Genomic DNA, 16,108 nt, shown 5'->3' with positions numbered 1-16,108 from the left:
GGTGCGTGAGCGTGGGCCACGCGTGGCGTAGGGTCGGCGACGGAGCCCCGGCAACCGCCGGGTTCCCCGACGGGCTTCCCCACTGACCACCCCGTCGCGACGACCAAGAAGTAACGAGCAAGGAGGCCGTCATGGCGGAGACCTGGAGCGGTGAGTTCTACTGCGTCAAGTGCAAGGAGAAGCGCGAGGCGGAGGGCGAGATCAAGGTCAACGACAAGGGCACCAAGATGGCCAAGGGCGTCTGCCCGGTCTGTGGTACCAACCTGAACCGGATTCTCGGCAAGGCCTGAGCCTCGGCCCAGAGCTGACAGCGGCGGCGTCCACCCACCGGGTGGCGCCGCCGCTTCGCTTTTCCAGCCGCACGCGTCCTGTGGAGGACGCTCCGGGCAGCACCCACAGGTGCGAGCGTGGGGCCATGCACGACGTGCTCTCCCACGACCGGCCGTACGCCCTCACCCTGCGCGCGCAGCTCGACTGTCCGCCCGCGTGGACCGCACCCGTGACCGCCGCTCTCGCGGCCGCCGGCGTCCACGTCGACCCGGAGGCCGCGGTGGGCGTCGGCGTGGGCCCGGGCCGCACGGTGTCGGCCACGGTCGACGACTGGACCGTGGCCTCGCTCCCCCACCTGCTCGTCGGCGTGACGACGTACGCCGTCGAGGTAGGGCCGTGGGCGGCGCCCGGGCTGGGGCCCTGCGCGCGCTGCGTGGCCGCCTCGGTGCTCGACGAGGGCGACGCGACCCGGCTTCCCCCGTTGCCGCGACCCCTGCTGGCGCTCGCTGCCGGCGCGGTGGCCCGCGACCTCGCGACCTGGTCGCGCGGGGAGGTGCCGCACACGTGGCTCACCTCGTGGCGCTTCGACCACGAGCCGTTGCCCGTGGGACGGCGCTGGTCGCGCCACCCCTACTGCGGGTGCGACTGGTTCGACACCGCCTGAGCGCCCGTTCGGCTGCTCACCACCACTCGCTGTCGAGCTTGCTCTCCATCGCTCGCAGGTGCGTGCGCGAGCAGGAGTCGCAGAAGGCGCGGCGTCGGCCGTTCTCGACCGCGGTCGTCCACGTCAGGGTCTCGGCCTCCGGCGCCTGCGTGCCGCAGAACGCACACGTGACGGTGTCGCTCACGAGGTCGAGGCTACTCCGGCACGCGCCCCGTGACGACCACGAGCCGGTACGTCGTCACGGTGACGACGTACCGGCTCGTGCTGTGCCTGCTCACCCGCGATCAGGGCGAGAGCGGTCCGACGACGGGGACCGGTCCGATCAGATCGCGCGAGCGAGGGCGAGGCGTGCCTGCTGCGCGGCCAGCTCGGCCTTGCGGCTCATCCGGCGAGCCAGGGCGAGGTGGTGGCCCCGCCGCATTTCGTGCGCCTCTCCCAGGCGCGCGGACATTTGTGCGCGCGCGAGTTCTTCATGCATGAGATTCATGTCGTTGCGTCCATTTCGGTAGGTCTTCATGAGATGTGTGGTTCCTGTACTTCCTCGGTCGGGATGGAGATGAGAGCTGCGGTGGCGCCTACGCGGCGGCCCCGTCCTTGTGCGTCGCGGCTGCGACCTGCTCGGACTTGCGGGGCCGGCCTCGCGGCCGCTTGCGCGGGATCACCACGCCCTGGAGGAAGAGCTCGCCTCCCCAGACGCCCCACGGCTCGCGCCGCTCGAGCGCTCCGTCGAGGCAGAGCGCCTGCACGGGGCAGTCCGTGCACAGGGCCTTGGCGTGCTCGACGTCCGCGGGGGACTCGGCAAACCACAGCTCTGCGTCGCCTGCGCGGCAGGGCAGCAACTCTTCATCCACTCCGGCGGCAGCGTCGTGCAGGGCTCCGAGCGGGGCCTGGGGCTCCGTCTGGGTCCTGACGTCGGCAGCGCGGTCGCGGACGAGTTCGCTGATGGTCATGTGTTCACCTCCTTCTCGTTGACCTGATCGCGGGTGGAAAGACTCGGTGCTGGACAAACAGAAAGGCCGCGGATCCCGGTGTCGGGTTCCGCGGCCTGGAGGCTGCCGATGCGAGGTGTGACCTAGCTCGACGGACTCCAGGCAGGAGAACCCGGGAAATCGCCCTTGATGCGAACGATGGCGGCGGCGTCCTGGACAGCCACCACACCGGCGCCGAAGGCACGCGTGTGCGCGCAGGGGCGACCGAGGGTGGACATGGCGAAGGACGGCGTCCAAGCCGTCATCGTCTTCGTGAAGTTCTCCATCAGGGCCACCTCCTTCGGGGCATCAGGCGCAGATCGTCGTCAGCGATCCCGTGCGCGGGTTGTTGTTGAGGGAACGCTAGACCCCCGACATCGTCAGGGGCAAACCATTTAATGGGTATTACCTCGAAAAGTTCCCGGATTCATCCTTCAGGACGATCCGGCGTCGCCGTCGGCCTTCCCGGACACCAGCGCAAGCACCTCGTCGCCGTACTTCGCGATCTTGCCCGGACCCACCCCGCTGATGGCCCGCAGGCCGCGCTCGTCGGAGGGCACGTGCTCGGCGATGAGCTGCAAGGTGGCGTCGGTGAAGACCACGAACGCCGGCACGCTGTCCTGCGCAGCGCGGGCCAGTCGCCACTCGCGCAGCCGCTCGAAGAGTGCCTCGTCGTAGGACGCCGGGCAGTCGGCGCAGCGACCGGTCTTCTTCTCACGGGCGTTGGACAGCGCTCCCCCGCACTCGCGGCAGTGCAGAGCGGCGCGGTTGCGCTTGCTGCGCTCGCGCCGCTGGGCCGCGACGCCGGGTGTGCCGTCCAGCAGCGGCGACAGGAACGGCGAGCTCCCGCGGTTGGCGCGTCCGCCCGGCTCGCGGGCGCTCGCCCACGACACGCACAGCTCGTCGCGGGCGCGGGTCATCGCGACGTAGAGCAGGCGCCGCTCCTCCTCGACCTCGGCGGGGGTCTTGGCCTGCGAGATCGGCATCATCTTCTCGTGCATGCCGGCCACGAAGACGGCGTCCCACTCGAGGCCCTTGGCGGAGTGGATGGTGGCCAGGGTGACGGCGTCGGCCACGGGGGCGTGCTGCTCGCCGGCCCGGCGGTCGAGGTCGTCGACGAGGTCCCCCAGGCCGGCCTCGGGCCGCTCGCGCCCGAAGTCGGCAGCGAGGTCGACCAGCGCCTGGAGCGACTCCCAGCGGTTGCGCACCTCTCCCCTGCCCTCCGGCGGCTCCGTGGAGTGGCCCATCTGCGACAGGACGGCGACGACCGCGTCGGCGACCGGGCCCGACGCCTCGCCGCTGCGGGCGGCGCCGCGGACGAGGGTGATGGCCTGGCGCACCTCGGGGCGGTCGAAGAACCGCGCCGCACCGCGGACGACGTAGGGGATGCCGCGCGCGGCCAGCGCCTCCTCGAAGCGCTCGGACTGCGCGTTGATGCGCAGCAGCACCGCCATCCGGCTGGCGGGCGTGCCGCTGGCCCGCAGCGCGGCGGCACGGTCGGCGACGGCGTCGGCCTCGGCGACCTCGTCACTGGCCTCGCGGTAGGTGATGGCCGCACCGGAGGGACGCTGTGCCACCAGGTCGACGCCCTTGCTGGTGGTGCCGGCGAGAAGGGCGTTGGCGGCAGCCACGACCTGCGGGGTGGAGCGGTAGTTGCGGACCAGCTCGACGCTGGTGGCCGTGGGGAACCTCTGGGTGAACTCGCGGAGGTAGCGCGCGTCGGCGCCGGCGAAGGAGTAGATCGTCTGGGCGGGGTCACCGACCACGCAGAGCTCGTCGCGCCCGCCGAGCCAGAGGTCGAGCAGCGCGTTCTGCAGCGGCGAGACGTCCTGGAACTCGTCGACGACGAACCACTTGTACTGCCGGCGCACCTGCGCGGCGACCGCCTCGTTGTCGGCCAGGAGGCCCGCGCCGAAGAGGAGCACGTCCTCCATGTCCATCCGGCCCTGGCCGCGCTTGACCTCCTCGTAGGCGTCGAAGGCGCGGGCCACCACCTCGGGCTCGAGGCCCGACACGGCGCGCGCACGGGCCCGGGCCAGCGCGGCGTAGGAGTCGGGGGCGACGTTGGACACCTTGGCCCACTCGATCTCGCTGGCGAGGTCGCGCAGGGTCGCCTGGTCGACGCTCAGCCGCTGGCGCCGGGCGGCGAGCGCGACCATGCCGAGCTTGGACTCGGTGAGCTCGGGGAGGTCACGGCCGTGCACCCGCGGCCAGAAGAACCGGAGCTGGCGCAGCGCGGCGGAGTGGAACGTGCGCGCCTGGACCCCGGGCGCCCCCAGCGAGCGGAGCCGCTCGCGCATCTCCCCGGCGGCGCGGGTGGTGAAGGACAGCGCCAGCACCTCGGTGGGCGCGTAGACGCCCTGCGCGACGCCGTGGGCGATGCGGTGCGTGATGGCGCGGGTCTTGCCGGTGCCGGCGCCAGCCAGGACCCGCACGGGGCCGCGGAGCGCCTCGGCGACCTGTCGCTGCTCGGGGTCGAGCGCTTCGAGCACGATTCAGCTCCTGGACGGGTCGGTGGACGGCGTCGTCACCCTAGACGCCGGGACCGACACCGGACGACGGGCGGTGCGGCGTACGAACCGTGCGGGAATGCGCGCGCAGGGGCGGTGGTTGGACCGGACATGTCCGAGAGCCAGTTCACCATGTTCACCACGCCCTGGTGTGGCTACTGCCACCGCCTCAAGAGCCAGCTCGACCGCGAGGGCATCGCGTTCTCGATCGTCGACATCGAGCAGCAGCCCGACGCGGCGCTCACCGTCGAGCAGGCCAACGGCGGCAACCAGACCGTGCCCACCCTCCTGTTCTCCGACGGCAGCACGCTGACGAACCCGTCGGTGGCGCAGGTCAAGGAAAAGCTGGCCGCACTGGCGTGAGCCCTCGGCTGAAGCAGCGGCGTCCGGGCGGGTTAGCCTGATCCCGTGTCCTTGCTGAACTCGATCGATCGCGACCACGTCCTCACCGCGATGGAGACCTGGGACGCGGCCGGCGGCGCCAACTACATGCTGGTGCGCGGCGGCGTGTCCACCCACGTGCTGCTCCACATGGGCCGCGAGTACGACGCCGCGGCGATCGCCGGTATCGCCCACGGACTCGCCACCGGTCGCACCCTGACCCCGGCCGACATCCCCGGCGGTTCCGCCGGGGCGAGCAAGGCGCTGACGCGGCTCGGCTTCAAGATCCGCGACGACTCGCCGCCCAGCGAGCGCGTCCCCGGCTCCAGCACCCGCACGCGCTCGGCGTCGTCGAGCGGCACCCCGCGTGCCGCGGCGACGCGCAGCACCGGCACCGCCCGGCCCCGCGTGGCTGCGAGCGACCGGCCGGACAAGCTGTGCCCACGCTGCTACATCGCGATGCCGGCCACCGGCATCTGCGACACCTGCGACTGACGGGTGCCGCGCGCCACCGTCAAGCTCCTGCTGGTGGACCAGGACGAGTGCCTGCTGCTGCTCCGGTCCACCGATCCCGCCACCGGACGGACCCAGTGGTACCCGGTCGGAGGCGGGGTCGAGGACGGTGAGTCCCTGGTCGAGGCAGCTCGCCGCGAGGCCCGCGAGGAGACGGGGCTGGCGGAGCCGTTCGACGGCACGCACGTGTGGACCCGCGACCACACCTACCGCTACGACGGGCGCACGGTGCAGGTGCACGAGGACTGGCTGCTGGTCCCCGTGAAGCACTTCGAGCCCGCTCCCACCTCGCTCAGCCCCTACGAGGAGCGCACCCTCACCGGCGCGCGCTGGTGGCGGGCCGAGGAGCTGGCCGCGACCGCCGAGACCGTCTTCCCGCCGGACCTCGGCGTCCGGCTGGCGGCGCTCCTGGCCGAGGGGCCCCCGGTGACGCCGATCGACATCAGCGACCCGACGGCGCCCTGATCACGTCGCTCGGTCACACCGGCCTCAGTCCCAGCCTGGACCCTCGAGCGGCCGTCCGAACCACGCCTCGATGAGCGAGGACGAGATCGAGATCCCGCGCGGGACGGCGATCTCCCCCGACCGCACCGCCGCCTCGAAGTCCGCGCGGGTCCACCAGCGGGCCTCCTCGATCTCGGCGCCGTCGACGTCGATGTCGGTGCTCAGCGCCCGGCCGGTGAAGCCCAGCATCAGGCTCGCGGGCAGCGGCCACGGCTGGCTGCCGAAGTAGCTGACCTCGCCCACGCGCACCCCGACCTCCTCGTCCACCTCACGGCGTACGGCGTCCTCGAGGGTCTCCCCCGGCTCGCAGAACCCGGCGAGCGTGGACCAGCGGCCGACGGGCCAGGCGCGGTTGCGGCCGAGGAGCAGTGCCTCGTCGTCGCCGTCGCCGTGGGTGATCGCCATGATCACCGCCGGGTCGGTGCGGGGGAACTGCGCGCGGTCGCACTGGGTGCAGCGCAGCTCATGACCGGCCGATCGGCTGCGCAGGGACCCGCCGCAGCGCGGGCAGAAGCGGGTCGCGTGGTGCCACTCGGCCAGACCGACGGCGTGCATCAGCAGCGGCGCCTGACCGGGCGCCTGCTCGGCGAGCAGGGGCAGCACGTCGCGCAGCGGCACCCACTCCTGCGGGTCGCCGGGAGCGGCGTCGGGCGGCACGATCACCGCGAGGTGCACGACCTCCTCGTGGTCGCCCAGGAGCACGAGCGTGCCGTCGGGCGCATCGTCGGGCGAGACCCACCGGATCGCGCCGTCCACCGGCCGCAGCCGGTTGCCCGCGACCACCAGCACCCGGGTGGCCGGGTCCGCCATCCGCTCGCGCAACCACGCCTCGTCGGTGCGGCGCAGCCCCATCCGGTTGTGCGCGTGGTCGGAGAGTGCGACGTGCGGGAGGGGGCGCTCGGAGCTCACCGCGTCAGGCTAGCGACGGGCCCTAGGCTGGCCGCCGTGAGCACCCACATCGGCGCCCGGCCCGGCGACATCGCCCCCACCGTCCTGCTGCCCGGCGACCCGCTGCGGGCCCGGTGGATCGCGGAGACCTTCCTCGACGACGCCCGCTGCTACAGCGAGGTGCGCGGGATGTACGGCTTCACCGGCACGTGGCACGGCCGGCCGGTCTCCGTCCAGGGCTCCGGCATGGGGCAGCCGTCGATGGCGATCTACGTCAACGAGCTCTTCACCGACTACGACGTGCAGTCAGTCGTACGTGTCGGGTCGTGCGGCGCGGTCACCGAGGACGTCGGCATCCGCGACGTCATCATCGCCTCCGGCGCCTGCACCGACTCCTCGATGAACCGCATCGCCTTCCACGGCATCGACTACGCCCCGGTCGCCGACTTCGGCCTGCTGCGCGGCGCGGTGGAGGCCGCCGAGGCGCGCCAGGACGGCTCGCCCTTCCACGTCGGGCTGATCTTCTCCAGCGACTCCTTCTACGCCGCGCGCCCCGAGCTGCTGGGCGAGATGGTGAAGTACGGCGTGCTGGCCGTCGAGATGGAGGCCAGCGCGCTCTACACCCTCGCCGCGAAGCATCGCCGCAGGGCCCTGGCGATCTGCACCGTCTCCGACCACATCGTCACCGGCGAGGAGACCACCTCGCAGGAGCGCGAGCAGACCTTCGGCGAGATGATCGAGATCGCGCTGACGGCTGCGCTGGGCTGACCTCAGAGCTCGACCAGGCGCTCCAGCCCGTCGCGCCCCGGCAGGTCCGGCGGCTCGACCGTGCGGCCGGACCGGACGTAGTGGAACGCCGCGCGCACCTGCTCCAGCGGCGTGCCGGTGAGCTCGGACCAGGCCAGGCGGTAGAGGGCGAGCTGGAGCGGGTCGGCGGTCTCGTGGCGACCGGTCTTCCAGTCGACGACGAGGAAGCCGCCGCCTGACGACTCCGGCTCGGCGTAGACCGCGTCGATGCGGCCACGCACGACCTGGCCCCCCAGCACCAGCGCGAAGGGCGCCTCGACGGCGTGGGGCGCGCGGTCACCGAACGGGCCGTCCTCGAATCGCTTGACCACCTCGCCGAGGTCGGCCTCGTCGTCGATGCCCGCGTCGGCGCGGCCCGGCAGCTCGTCGGGCTCGATCAGCGCCTGCTGACCGAACCTCTCCTCCACCCACGCGTGGAAGGCGGTGCCGAAGCGGGCCGCGGGCGCGGGTGGGCGCGGCATCGGCCGTGCCAGCTCGCGCGCGAAGGCGTCGGGGTCGTCGCGCAGGCGGGCCACCGAGGTGGCCGACAGGCTGCTGGGCAGCGGCAGGTCGACGGTGGTGGCGCGCTCGGCGCGCGCCTCGTCGAGCAGCTGGGCGAGGTCGTCGTCCCACTCCGCGACCTGGGCGGCCTCGACCATGTCGAGGTCCTCGTCGGGAGCGGTCCGGTCGACGCCGCGGACCAGCTCGGCGGCGGCCAGCCGGCGGCGCGCCTCCTCGCCGGGACCCGGCACCGGCCAGGGGCGGGAGGTGTCGACGTCGTCGTTGGGGTTGGGCGACTTCGGGGGCGGCTTCTCCAGCCAGCGCTCGACCGGCTGGCCCCACTCCTCGAGCTGGTCGCGCACGACGCACTGGTAGGCGGACGGTCCGAAGGCGCTCGCGCGCTGGCCCCAGACGTAGGAGGTGACGGCGAGGTGGTGGGCGGCGCGGGTGAAGGCGACGTAGCCCAGCCGCAGCTCCTCCTCCGCGTCGTGGGCCTTGGTCGCCGCGCGGTAGGCCTCGAGGGCGGTCTTGTCGTGGCCCACGAGCTGCGGCTGGTCGGCGCGATCACCGCGCAGCGGCGCGGGGAGGACGGCCGGCGACGAGGTCCAGAGGGTGCGCGAGCGGTTGCTGGGGAAGCGCGTCTCCCCCACTCCGACGCAGAAGACCGAGGACCACTCCAACCCCTTGGCGCGGTGCACGGTGAGGAGCTTCACCGAGTCGGCCGCGGTGGGGGTCGCGACGTCGAGGCCGTTGCCCTGGTCGTCCTCGGCGGTGAGGTAGGCCAGCAGCGCGGGCAGCGTGACGTCGCCGTCGACGGACTGGAAGTCCGCGACCGCCTTGACGAAGAGGTCAAGGTTGTCGCGGCGCGCGGCAGCCGCCGGCGAGGTCGCCGACGCCAGCTCGACGTCGACACCCGTCGTGTCGATGATGCGGCGGACCACGTCGAGCAGGGGGTCGCCGACGTGGGAGCGCAGCCGGCGGAGCTCTCCGGCGAGGAGGGCGAACCGGTCCAGCGCCTCGGGTGAGTAGGCGGCCTCACCGGGCGCCTCCACGGCGTCGCTGAGGGCGGGCAGCTCGGAGGAGTCGATGCCGTCGGCGATCCGGAGCAGCTGGTCGGCGATGGAGGCTGCCTCCGCGCGACCGCGTACGCCGGCGATCTCCGCCGCCCGCACCGCGAGCAGGCGCAGGTCGCGCGGGCCGATCGCCCAGCGCGGGCCGGTGAGGAGGGTGAGCATCGCGGAGTTGGCGGTGACGTCGTGCAGCAGCGTCAGCGTGGCGACCACCTCGGCCACCTCCGGCAGCCTGATCAGGCCCGACAGCCCGACGATCTCGACCGGGATGCCCGCGGTCGTCAGCGCGTCGTAGACGTCCTCGGCCTGCGCGTTGTCGCGACTCAGCACGCCCACCTCGGCCCACGGGGTGCCGGCCTCGTGCACGCGGAAGACCTCGTCGGTGAGCCAGGCCAGCTCGTCGACGGCGCGCTCGAAGACATGGGCCTCGACGTGGCCCTCCCCCGCGATCTCGGCCGCACGCAGCCGCGCGACCTTGTCGCCGTAGGCCTCGAGCAGCGGCTCGGCGAGCCGGTTGGCGACGTCGAGGATCCGCCGGTCGGAGCGCCGGTTGACCGTCAGCGGCAGCCGTCCGGGCTCGCCGTCGGCCGCCGGGAAGGTGTCGGCGAAGTTGAGGATGTTGGAGACCGAGGCGCCGCGCCAGCCGTAGATCGCCTGGTTGGGGTCGCCCACCGCCATCACCGGGTGGCCGAGGCCGTGCTCGGGGTCCGGGCCCGAGAACAGCCGGGACAGCATCGTGGCCTGGGCCACGGAGGTGTCCTGGTATTCATCCAGCAGCACGACCTTGAACCGCGCCCGCTCCAGCTCCCCCACTTCCGGCTGGTCCTCGACCAGGCGGGCCGCCAGGGCGATCTGGTCACCGAAGTCCATCAGCCCGAGGTCGGACTTGAGGCGCCGGTAGCCGGTGACGAGCTGGAGCAGCTCGGCGCGACGGTCGATGGCGTTGATCGCCTTCGCCGGGGGCTCGAGCCAGGTCTTGCGGGCCTTGCCCGTCTCCTCCTCGGCCACCGCGCGCTCGAAGCCGCGGCGCGCCTCGGCGTCGACCCGGCGTACGTCGTCGGCGTCGACGAGGTGCTCGCTCATCGCGCCGTCGAGGGCGAGGAGGTTCTGGATGGCGGTGGCGGGGTGGTCGGTCAGCAGCTCGATGCGGCCGGTGAACCGCTCGATCACGCGCGCACCGAGCTGGTAGCGCGACGCGTCGGACACGACCCGCGTGTCCGGCTCGTGTCCGATGCGCAGGCCGTGGTCGGTCAGGAGCGCCGCGGCGTAGGCGTGGTAGGTCGCGACGGTCGGCTCGAGCACGTCCTCGCCGTCGACGAGCACGGAACGGTCGAGCAGCCCCGCAGCGCCGAGCGCCGCGGAGACCCGCTGGCGCAGCTCCGCGGCAGCCTTGGTCGTGAAGGTCAGGCCCAGCACCTCCTCGGGACGCACCCGACCCGTCGCCACCAGCCACACCACCCGCTGGGCCATGAGGGTCGTCTTGCCGCTGCCGGCTCCGGCCACCACGACGGTCGGTCGCAGCGGCGCCGTGATGGCCGCCCACTGCTCGTCGCTGGCGGCGTGCGTGGCTCCCATGAGGGCCCGCAGGTCCTCGGGAGTGTCGAGCCGCAGGGGCTCGCGGGTCGGCTCGGTCACTGGACGGTCACGCTCCCGGCGCCCTTGGCGGGGCAGATGGCGGTGAAGGGGCAGTCGCGGCAGTGCGGGCCGGCCGTGGCGGGGAAGGTCTCGCTGCGGACCAGGTCGGCCGCGCGCGCCAGCCCCGCACGGAGCACCGCACGCTCCGGTCCGGCGTCGTCGTGGGCGGGCTGGCCCTGGACCTTGGCCACGGCCGAGTCGTCGTCGATGCCGAGCTGCACCAGCTCGGCACCTCCCGACGCGACCGACCGGCCGGCGACCTCGTCGAGGCCACCGGCGTCGACGGCGTACTGGTAGAGGGCGAGCTGGAGGTTGCCCGCGACCGCAGGCCCGGTCGGGGCGGCGCGGGCGCTCTTGAAGTCGACGACGACCACCCGGCCCGCGTCGTCGACCTCGAGGCGGTCGGCGAAGCCGGTGAGCATGACGGTGCGGCCCTCGACCTCGACGGTGCTCTGGAAGCGCTGCTCGGCGGCCAGCACCTCGCGCGGGTTGTCGAGGTGCCACCGGACGAACCGCGCCACCGCCTTGCGGATGCGGGCGAGCTCGCGCTGGCGCGACCACGGCGTGCGGAAGGCGAGCCGGTCCCAGATCGCCTCGACCTCGGCCATCAGCGGCTGCTCCTCGGGCGGCAGGTCACCGGTCGCGACCCGCTCGGCGAGCGCGTGGAGCACCTGACCGAGGTTGGCCGACTGATGAACGGCCGAGACGCCGCCGGCCTCGCGCTCGAAGAACCACTGCGCCGGGCACAGGAGGATCGAGTCGAGCATGCTGGCCGAGACCGGCACCGGCCGCTCCGGGTCGCGGATCGGCTGGACGGCCCGGGTGGCGCTGCGGGTGCCCCACCACGTCGAGGGGTCGGCGGACGGGACGAGCTGGCGGCCGTCGACCTCCTCGGCCGCGAGCGCGGCCAACCGACGTGCCGCGGCTGCCTGGAGCGCAGGGCTGGTGGCCGGGTCCGCGGCGGTGCGCCGCAGCTGGGCGACGAGACCGCCCAGCGACAGCGGTCGGGGCGGGCGGCCGTCCTGGTGCTCGATGGTCACGCCGAGCTCCTCGAGGAAGCGCGAGGGCTGCTCGCCGTCGTCGTCGGGCGAGCGCACCGCGCTCACGACGAGCCGGCGCCGGGCCCGGGTGCAGGCGACGTAGAAGAGACGACGCTCCTCCATGAGCAGCGCCCGCGTGGTCACCGGCGGGACCAGGTCGGGGTGGCCGGCGCCGTCGACGCCGATGCGGTCGGCGCCGAGCAGGGTGGTGCGGCGACGCAGGTCCGGCCAGCCCTCCTGCTGGACGTGGGCGACGACGACGAGGTCCCACTCCAGGCCCTTGGACCGGTGGGCGGTGAGGAGGCGGACCGAGGAGCCGCGCACCCCCCGCTCGGCCAGGGTGTCCGCCGGGAGCTGCTGGGCCACCAGGCTGGCGAAGAACGCACCGACGCCGACGTGGTCGCGCTGGTCGACCGCGCGGGAGGCGAGCTCGAAGAGCGCCACCACCGCGTCGAGGTCGCGGTGGGCGCGACGTGCGCTCGCGCCCCCGAGGTCGACCTGGCGCCGCAGCCGCTGGGGCCAGGTGGTGCTGGACCACAGGTGCCACAGCACGTCCTCGACACCGGCACGCTCGGACAGCATGCGGGCGCCCTCGCGCAGCAGGGCGGCGAGGGCGGCGGTGCGCTCGACGTCCGGCCCGTCCAGGCCGTCGAGGAAGCCCGGGCCGACGACGGCGAGCCGGAGCAGCTCGCGCGAGGTGCGGCGAGCGTCGGGATCGGCCAGCTCCTTCTCGCGGGTGCGCAGGCGGCGTACGAGGGCGCGCAGGTCGGAGGCGTCGAGGCCTGCCAGCGGCGAGAGCAGCAGCGACTCGATCCGGCCGGGGTCGAGGAAGTCGGGCGAGTCCGGGTCGTCGTTGTCGAGGTTGACCACCGCGCGCAGGCCGTCGAGGAGCGGCAGCACCGCCGGGTCGTGCACCAGGGGCAGGTCGTCGGAGGCCACCTCGACGGGGACGCCCGCCGCGGCGAGCGAGCGCCGCAGCGGGGGGATGCTGGTCCGCCCCGAGCGCACCAGGACGGCCATCCGGTCCCAGGCGATGCCGTCCTCGAGGTGGGCGCGGCGCAGCAGGTCGGCCAGCCGCTCGGCCTCGGCCCGCTCGGTGTCGTAGGTGTGGACCTCGACGCGACCGTCGCCCTGGGGTCCCGGGACCGCCTCCGGGGAGAGGAAGGCCTCGCGCGCGCCGGCGTCGATGCTGCCGCTGAGGGTCAGGCGGTGCGCGACGCGGCCGGCCGCCAGCAGCAGGCGCGGCCCGAACCGCCGAGTGCGTTGCAGCACCACGACGGGCGCGGGCTCGCCGCTCGTGGTCGGGAAGCTGGCCGGGAAGTCGAGGATGCCGCGCACGTCGGCGCCGCGGAAGCCGTAGATGGACTGGTGCGGGTCGCCGACCACGGTGAGGTTGCGACCGTCGCCGGCCAGCGCGCGCAGCAGGGCCACCTGACCGGGGTCGGTGTCCTGGTACTCATCGACGAACACGTGCGTCCAGCGCGCCCGCAGCTCGTCACGGTGGGCCTCGGCCTCGATCACGGCACGGCGGATGAGGTCGGAGTAGTCGGTGGCGCCGAGGTTGTCCAGGATCGTGAGGTACTGCTCCATGAACAGCCCGGCCGACACCAGCTCGGGGAGGTCGTGCTCCTCGCCGAGGCTGCGGAGGCCGCCGGGGTCGAGGCCCTTCTCGCGGGCGCGGGCGAGCACCGCCTGCACCTCGCGGACGAAGCCGAAGGTGCCGACCGCGCGGCGCAGCGCGTCGGGCCACTCGACCGACTCGGGGTTGTCGCGCAGCAGCTCGCGCAGCACGACATCCGCCTCCGGGGCCGACAGCAGCCGGATGGCCCCTTCGTAGAGCTCGGCGGGGGCGTACTTCCTCACCAGCGCGTAGGCGAAGGAGTGGAAGGTCGAGCACGACGCCGCCGACGTGGTCCGGGCGACCCGCGCGGTCACCCGGTCGCGCAGCTGCTCGGCAGCCTTGCGGGAGAAGGTCAGGGCGAGCACCGAGTCGGGCGAGGCGCCGCGCTGCTCGATGCGGTCGACGATCGCCTCGACCAGGGTGGTGGTCTTGCCGGTGCCGGGACCGGCCAGCACGAGCAGCGGGCCACCGGGGTGGTCGACCACGCGCTGCTGGTGCTCGTCGAGCTCGGGCACCACGACCTCGCGGTCGGGGCTGACGAGCCGGTAGCGGGTGGTCGGTGTGCTCACGCAGGACACCCCATCACGCGGGACCGACAATGCGCTGCCGGCCCCGCGGACGGGGTGTCGTGGAGGTGCCTCGGATCAGGCGAGGTGGATCAGGAGACGTCGACGATCGCGGCGACCGGGCCGCCACCCTCGGGGCCCTGGTGGGCGGCCGAGACCGACACGAAGACCGCCGGGTCGCCGGTCACGGAGGCGGTCACGCCGCCGACGCAGGCCTTGATCTGGCGGTGCCAGTGGACGTCGGAGTCGTCGAGCATCGCGTTGCGGCGCCCACGGACCATGCCGTCCTGGCTGGCCTCGCACTTGAGGAAGACGTTGACCAGCTTGCCGTCGAGGTCGCTGGTGCGCGGGCGCTCGGGCAGGTCGAGGCCCGCGGTGCGGATGGCCTCCCAGATGCCGTCGGCGTCGAGCGCGTCCTTCATCACCGAGTGGCCGATGCGGTACTTGCCGCCCACGCCCTTGGCGTTGCCGACCACGACGATCTGGGCCTGGTCGAGCTCGACGCCCGAGGAGCAGGACGCGACCGAGGAGAAGAGCTCACGGTTGTGCATCACGTCGGCGTCGGTGGGCATGTCGATCTCACCGAGCGCGACGGCGATGCCGAGGCCGGTGACGCCGTTGGAGAGGTCCATCGACTCGTGGGTGTGCTCGGTCCAGACCTTCTTGCCGCGCGCCTTCGCGTCGCGGATGGTGTGGATGGTGAGCAGCGGGGTCTTGGTCTGCACGTAGTGGACGTCGGCGGGGTCGGTGATCCCGGCGCGCTCCATGGCGACCTTCACGCCGGCGGCGACCTTCTCGATCATCGCGGTGTAGCCGATCTCCTCGGGCAGGATCGGCTCGCTCATCGCGAAGCCGGCGGTGAGCCGCATCTCCTCGCGCGACGGGTCGTCCTCGGGGACATCGGTGGTGGCGAAGATCGTGGCGTGGGGGCTGATGACGCCGTCCGTGCCGCCCGACCACACGATCGGGACACCCTTGACCTGCTCGGGGTCCGCGCCGCTGGCGACGAGCGCCTCACGGAAGGCGCGGTCGGCGATGATCCGCGTGTAGTCGTTGACACCGCCGTTGCCCTCGGTCTTGCCGATGATCGCGAAGACGCGGTCGGCGGCGATGACGCCCTCGTCGATGAGCTTGGTGAGCTCGGAGGCGTCGGCGACGGAGTGGATCGGGACCTTGCGGACCTCAATGGCGCTGGGCATGGGTTTCCTTTCGGTGGGGAGTCAGGTTCAGGCGGGTACGACGACGGTGCCGGCGTCGCCGGCGACGGCCGCGGTGATCTGGTCGAGGCTGGTGATGACGCCGCGCTTGCCGGTCGTCTCCACGAAGCGGCAGACCGCGTCGACCTTCGGGCCCATCGAGCCCGAGGCGAAGTGGCCCTCGGCGGCGAGCGCCCGCAGGTCGGCGACGGTGAGGGTGCCGAGCGGCTCGGCGTCCGGCCGGCCCCAGCGGATGACCGCGTTGGGCACGTCGGTGGCGATCACGAGGACGTCGGCGTCGGTGGTCTCGGCGAGCAGGGCCGCGCCGAGGTCCTTGTCGATGACGGCCTCGACGCCGGCCAGCGAGCCGTCGGGACGGCGTACGTGCGGGATGCCGCCACCACCGTTGGCGACCACCACGAAGCCGGCCTCGATCAGGGCGAGGACCGCCGGGGCGTCGAGGATCTCGAGCGGCTCGGGCGAGGCGACCACGCGCCTCCAGCCCTTGTCGCCGCGGTCCTGCCAGGTCTCGCCGTGGTCCATCAGCACCCGCGCCTCGGCCTCGGGCAGGTGGCGACCGATCGGCTTCGTGGGGGTGATGAAGCCCTCGTCGTCGGCGTCGACGAGCGTGCGGGTGACCACCGCGGCGCTGCGCCGCGCGACCCCGCGGGCGGCGAGCTCGCCGTCGAGGGCGTCCATCAGCACGAACCCGAGGGTCGCCTGCGTCTGCGCGCCGCACCAGTCCAGCGGGACGGGGGGTACGACGGACGCGGCCAGCTCGTTCTTGACCAGGAGGTTGCCGACCTGGGGGCCGTTGCCGTGGGTGATGACGACGTCGTGGTCGTGCTCCAGGAGGCCGGCGACCGCGGCCATCGCCACCTGGGCGGCGGCGATCTGGTCGTCGGGACGTGCCCGCCCGTCGGCGTTGGTCATGGCGTTTCCGCCGAGTGCGAGCAGGACCCTCATGGGCTCGACCCTAGTGATCGGCGCCACGC

The 16,108-nt window shown here is 73.3% G+C and carries 16 protein-coding genes; 6 read left to right on the top strand and 10 right to left on the bottom strand.

Translation table 11 applies throughout. The annotated features are described in order from the left end of the window. Positions 1-131: 131 nt before the first annotated feature. Positions 132-290 (top strand): DUF5679 domain-containing protein, encoded by a 159-nt coding sequence (locus CFI00_RS06350; RefSeq protein WP_090969683.1) that lies wholly within the window; start codon positions 132-134, stop codon positions 288-290. 125 nt (positions 291-415) lie between these two features. Next, entirely contained in the window at positions 416-934 is a 519-nt protein-coding gene (locus CFI00_RS06345) for a hypothetical protein (RefSeq protein WP_207084405.1), read from the top strand. Between the two features lie 16 nt (positions 935-950). On the opposite strand, the gene CFI00_RS06340 is transcribed toward CFI00_RS06345, so the two are convergent. From CFI00_RS06340 to CFI00_RS06320, 5 genes are all read right to left on the bottom strand, one after another. Continuing rightward, the gene (locus tag CFI00_RS06340) at positions 951-1,118 is read right to left on the bottom strand and encodes a hypothetical protein (protein ID WP_207084404.1); all 168 of its coding nucleotides are present in this window, start codon (positions 1,116-1,118) and stop codon (positions 951-953) included. Positions 1,119-1,256: 138 nt separating this feature from the next. Then, positions 1,257-1,451 (bottom strand): hypothetical protein, encoded by a 195-nt coding sequence (locus tag CFI00_RS06335; RefSeq protein WP_207084403.1) that lies wholly within the window; start codon positions 1,449-1,451, stop codon positions 1,257-1,259. Positions 1,452-1,509: 58 nt separating this feature from the next. Next, positions 1,510-1,884: a WhiB family transcriptional regulator gene (locus CFI00_RS06330; protein WP_207084402.1), complete on the bottom strand. Its 375-nt coding sequence runs from the start codon at positions 1,882-1,884 to the stop codon at positions 1,510-1,512. A gap of 122 nt (positions 1,885-2,006) precedes the next feature. Then, positions 2,007-2,189, bottom strand: a complete 183-nt coding sequence (locus CFI00_RS06325) for a hypothetical protein (protein WP_207084401.1) — start codon at positions 2,187-2,189, stop codon at positions 2,007-2,009. Between the two features lie 147 nt (positions 2,190-2,336). Continuing rightward, positions 2,337-4,394 carry an ATP-dependent DNA helicase UvrD2 gene (locus CFI00_RS06320; protein WP_242532716.1) on the bottom strand — a complete coding sequence of 686 codons (2,058 nt, stop codon included), beginning with the start codon at positions 4,392-4,394 and terminating at the stop codon, positions 2,337-2,339. 129 nt (positions 4,395-4,523) lie between these two features. Between CFI00_RS06320 and CFI00_RS06315 the strand changes: the two genes are divergently transcribed. The 3 genes from CFI00_RS06315 to CFI00_RS06305 are packed head-to-tail and all read left to right on the top strand — an operon-like array spanning position 4,524 to position 5,771. Next, positions 4,524-4,775, top strand: a complete 252-nt coding sequence (locus CFI00_RS06315; RefSeq protein ID WP_207084400.1) for a mycoredoxin — start codon at positions 4,524-4,526, stop codon at positions 4,773-4,775. 45 nt (positions 4,776-4,820) lie between these two features. Further along, entirely contained in the window at positions 4,821-5,288 is a 468-nt protein-coding gene (locus CFI00_RS06310) for a hypothetical protein (RefSeq protein WP_207084399.1), read from the top strand. 3 nt (positions 5,289-5,291) lie between these two features. Continuing rightward, positions 5,292-5,771 (top strand): NUDIX domain-containing protein, encoded by a 480-nt coding sequence (locus CFI00_RS06305; RefSeq protein WP_207084398.1) that lies wholly within the window; start codon positions 5,292-5,294, stop codon positions 5,769-5,771. 24 nt (positions 5,772-5,795) lie between these two features. Here the strand turns inward: CFI00_RS06305 and nudC are convergent, their stop codons facing one another. Further along, the gene (nudC, locus tag CFI00_RS06300) at positions 5,796-6,719 is read right to left on the bottom strand and encodes an NAD(+) diphosphatase (RefSeq protein ID WP_242532715.1); all 924 of its coding nucleotides are present in this window, start codon (positions 6,717-6,719) and stop codon (positions 5,796-5,798) included. Between the two features lie 36 nt (positions 6,720-6,755). Between nudC and deoD the strand changes: the two genes are divergently transcribed. Further along, entirely contained in the window at positions 6,756-7,466 is a 711-nt protein-coding gene (gene deoD, locus CFI00_RS06295; RefSeq protein ID WP_207084397.1) for a purine-nucleoside phosphorylase, read from the top strand. 2 nt (positions 7,467-7,468) lie between these two features. On the opposite strand, the gene CFI00_RS06290 is transcribed toward deoD, so the two are convergent. The 4 genes from CFI00_RS06290 to arcC form a co-directional block, all read right to left on the bottom strand. Then, complete coding sequence (locus tag CFI00_RS06290) at positions 7,469-10,690, bottom strand: ATP-dependent DNA helicase (RefSeq protein ID WP_242532714.1); 3,222 nt, start codon at positions 10,688-10,690, stop codon at positions 7,469-7,471. Next, positions 10,687-13,920 (bottom strand): ATP-dependent DNA helicase, encoded by a 3,234-nt coding sequence (locus CFI00_RS06285; RefSeq protein ID WP_207084396.1) that lies wholly within the window; start codon positions 13,918-13,920, stop codon positions 10,687-10,689. Before CFI00_RS06285 ends, CFI00_RS06290 begins: the two co-directional genes overlap by 4 nt. Before the next feature lie 89 nt (positions 13,921-14,009). After that, positions 14,010-15,116 (bottom strand): ring-opening amidohydrolase, encoded by a 1,107-nt coding sequence (locus tag CFI00_RS06280; RefSeq protein WP_207084395.1) that lies wholly within the window; start codon positions 15,114-15,116, stop codon positions 14,010-14,012. 27 nt (positions 15,117-15,143) lie between these two features. Beyond that, entirely contained in the window at positions 15,144-16,079 is a 936-nt protein-coding gene (gene arcC, locus CFI00_RS06275; RefSeq protein WP_207084394.1) for a carbamate kinase, read from the bottom strand. Positions 16,080-16,108 lie beyond the last annotated feature (29 nt).

This window comes from Nocardioides sp. S5 (assembly GCF_017310035.1).
Taxonomy (GTDB): Bacteria; Actinomycetota; Actinomycetes; order Propionibacteriales; family Nocardioidaceae; genus Nocardioides.
Note: the sequence above shows the minus strand (reverse complement) of the source record. Positions and strands in the feature narration are given on the sequence as shown.

Excerpts from the sequence above, each read along its gene's own strand:
- CFI00_RS06330 (WP_207084402.1), bottom strand. The coding sequence starts at position 1,884 with ATGACCATCAGCGAACTCGTCCGCGACCGCGCTGCCGACGTCAGGACC.
- CFI00_RS06350 (WP_090969683.1), top strand. The coding sequence starts at position 132 with ATGGCGGAGACCTGGAGCGGTGAGTTCTACTGCGTCAAGTGCAAGGAG.
- CFI00_RS06280 (WP_207084395.1), bottom strand. The coding sequence starts at position 15,116 with ATGCCCAGCGCCATTGAGGTCCGCAAGGTCCCGATCCACTCCGTCGCC.
- CFI00_RS06345 (WP_207084405.1), top strand. The coding sequence starts at position 416 with ATGCACGACGTGCTCTCCCACGACCGGCCGTACGCCCTCACCCTGCGC.
- arcC (WP_207084394.1), bottom strand. The coding sequence starts at position 16,079 with ATGAGGGTCCTGCTCGCACTCGGCGGAAACGCCATGACCAACGCCGAC.
- CFI00_RS06335 (WP_207084403.1), bottom strand. The coding sequence starts at position 1,451 with ATGAAGACCTACCGAAATGGACGCAACGACATGAATCTCATGCATGAA.
- CFI00_RS06315 (WP_207084400.1), top strand. The coding sequence starts at position 4,524 with ATGTCCGAGAGCCAGTTCACCATGTTCACCACGCCCTGGTGTGGCTAC.
- CFI00_RS06325 (WP_207084401.1), bottom strand. The coding sequence starts at position 2,189 with ATGGAGAACTTCACGAAGACGATGACGGCTTGGACGCCGTCCTTCGCC.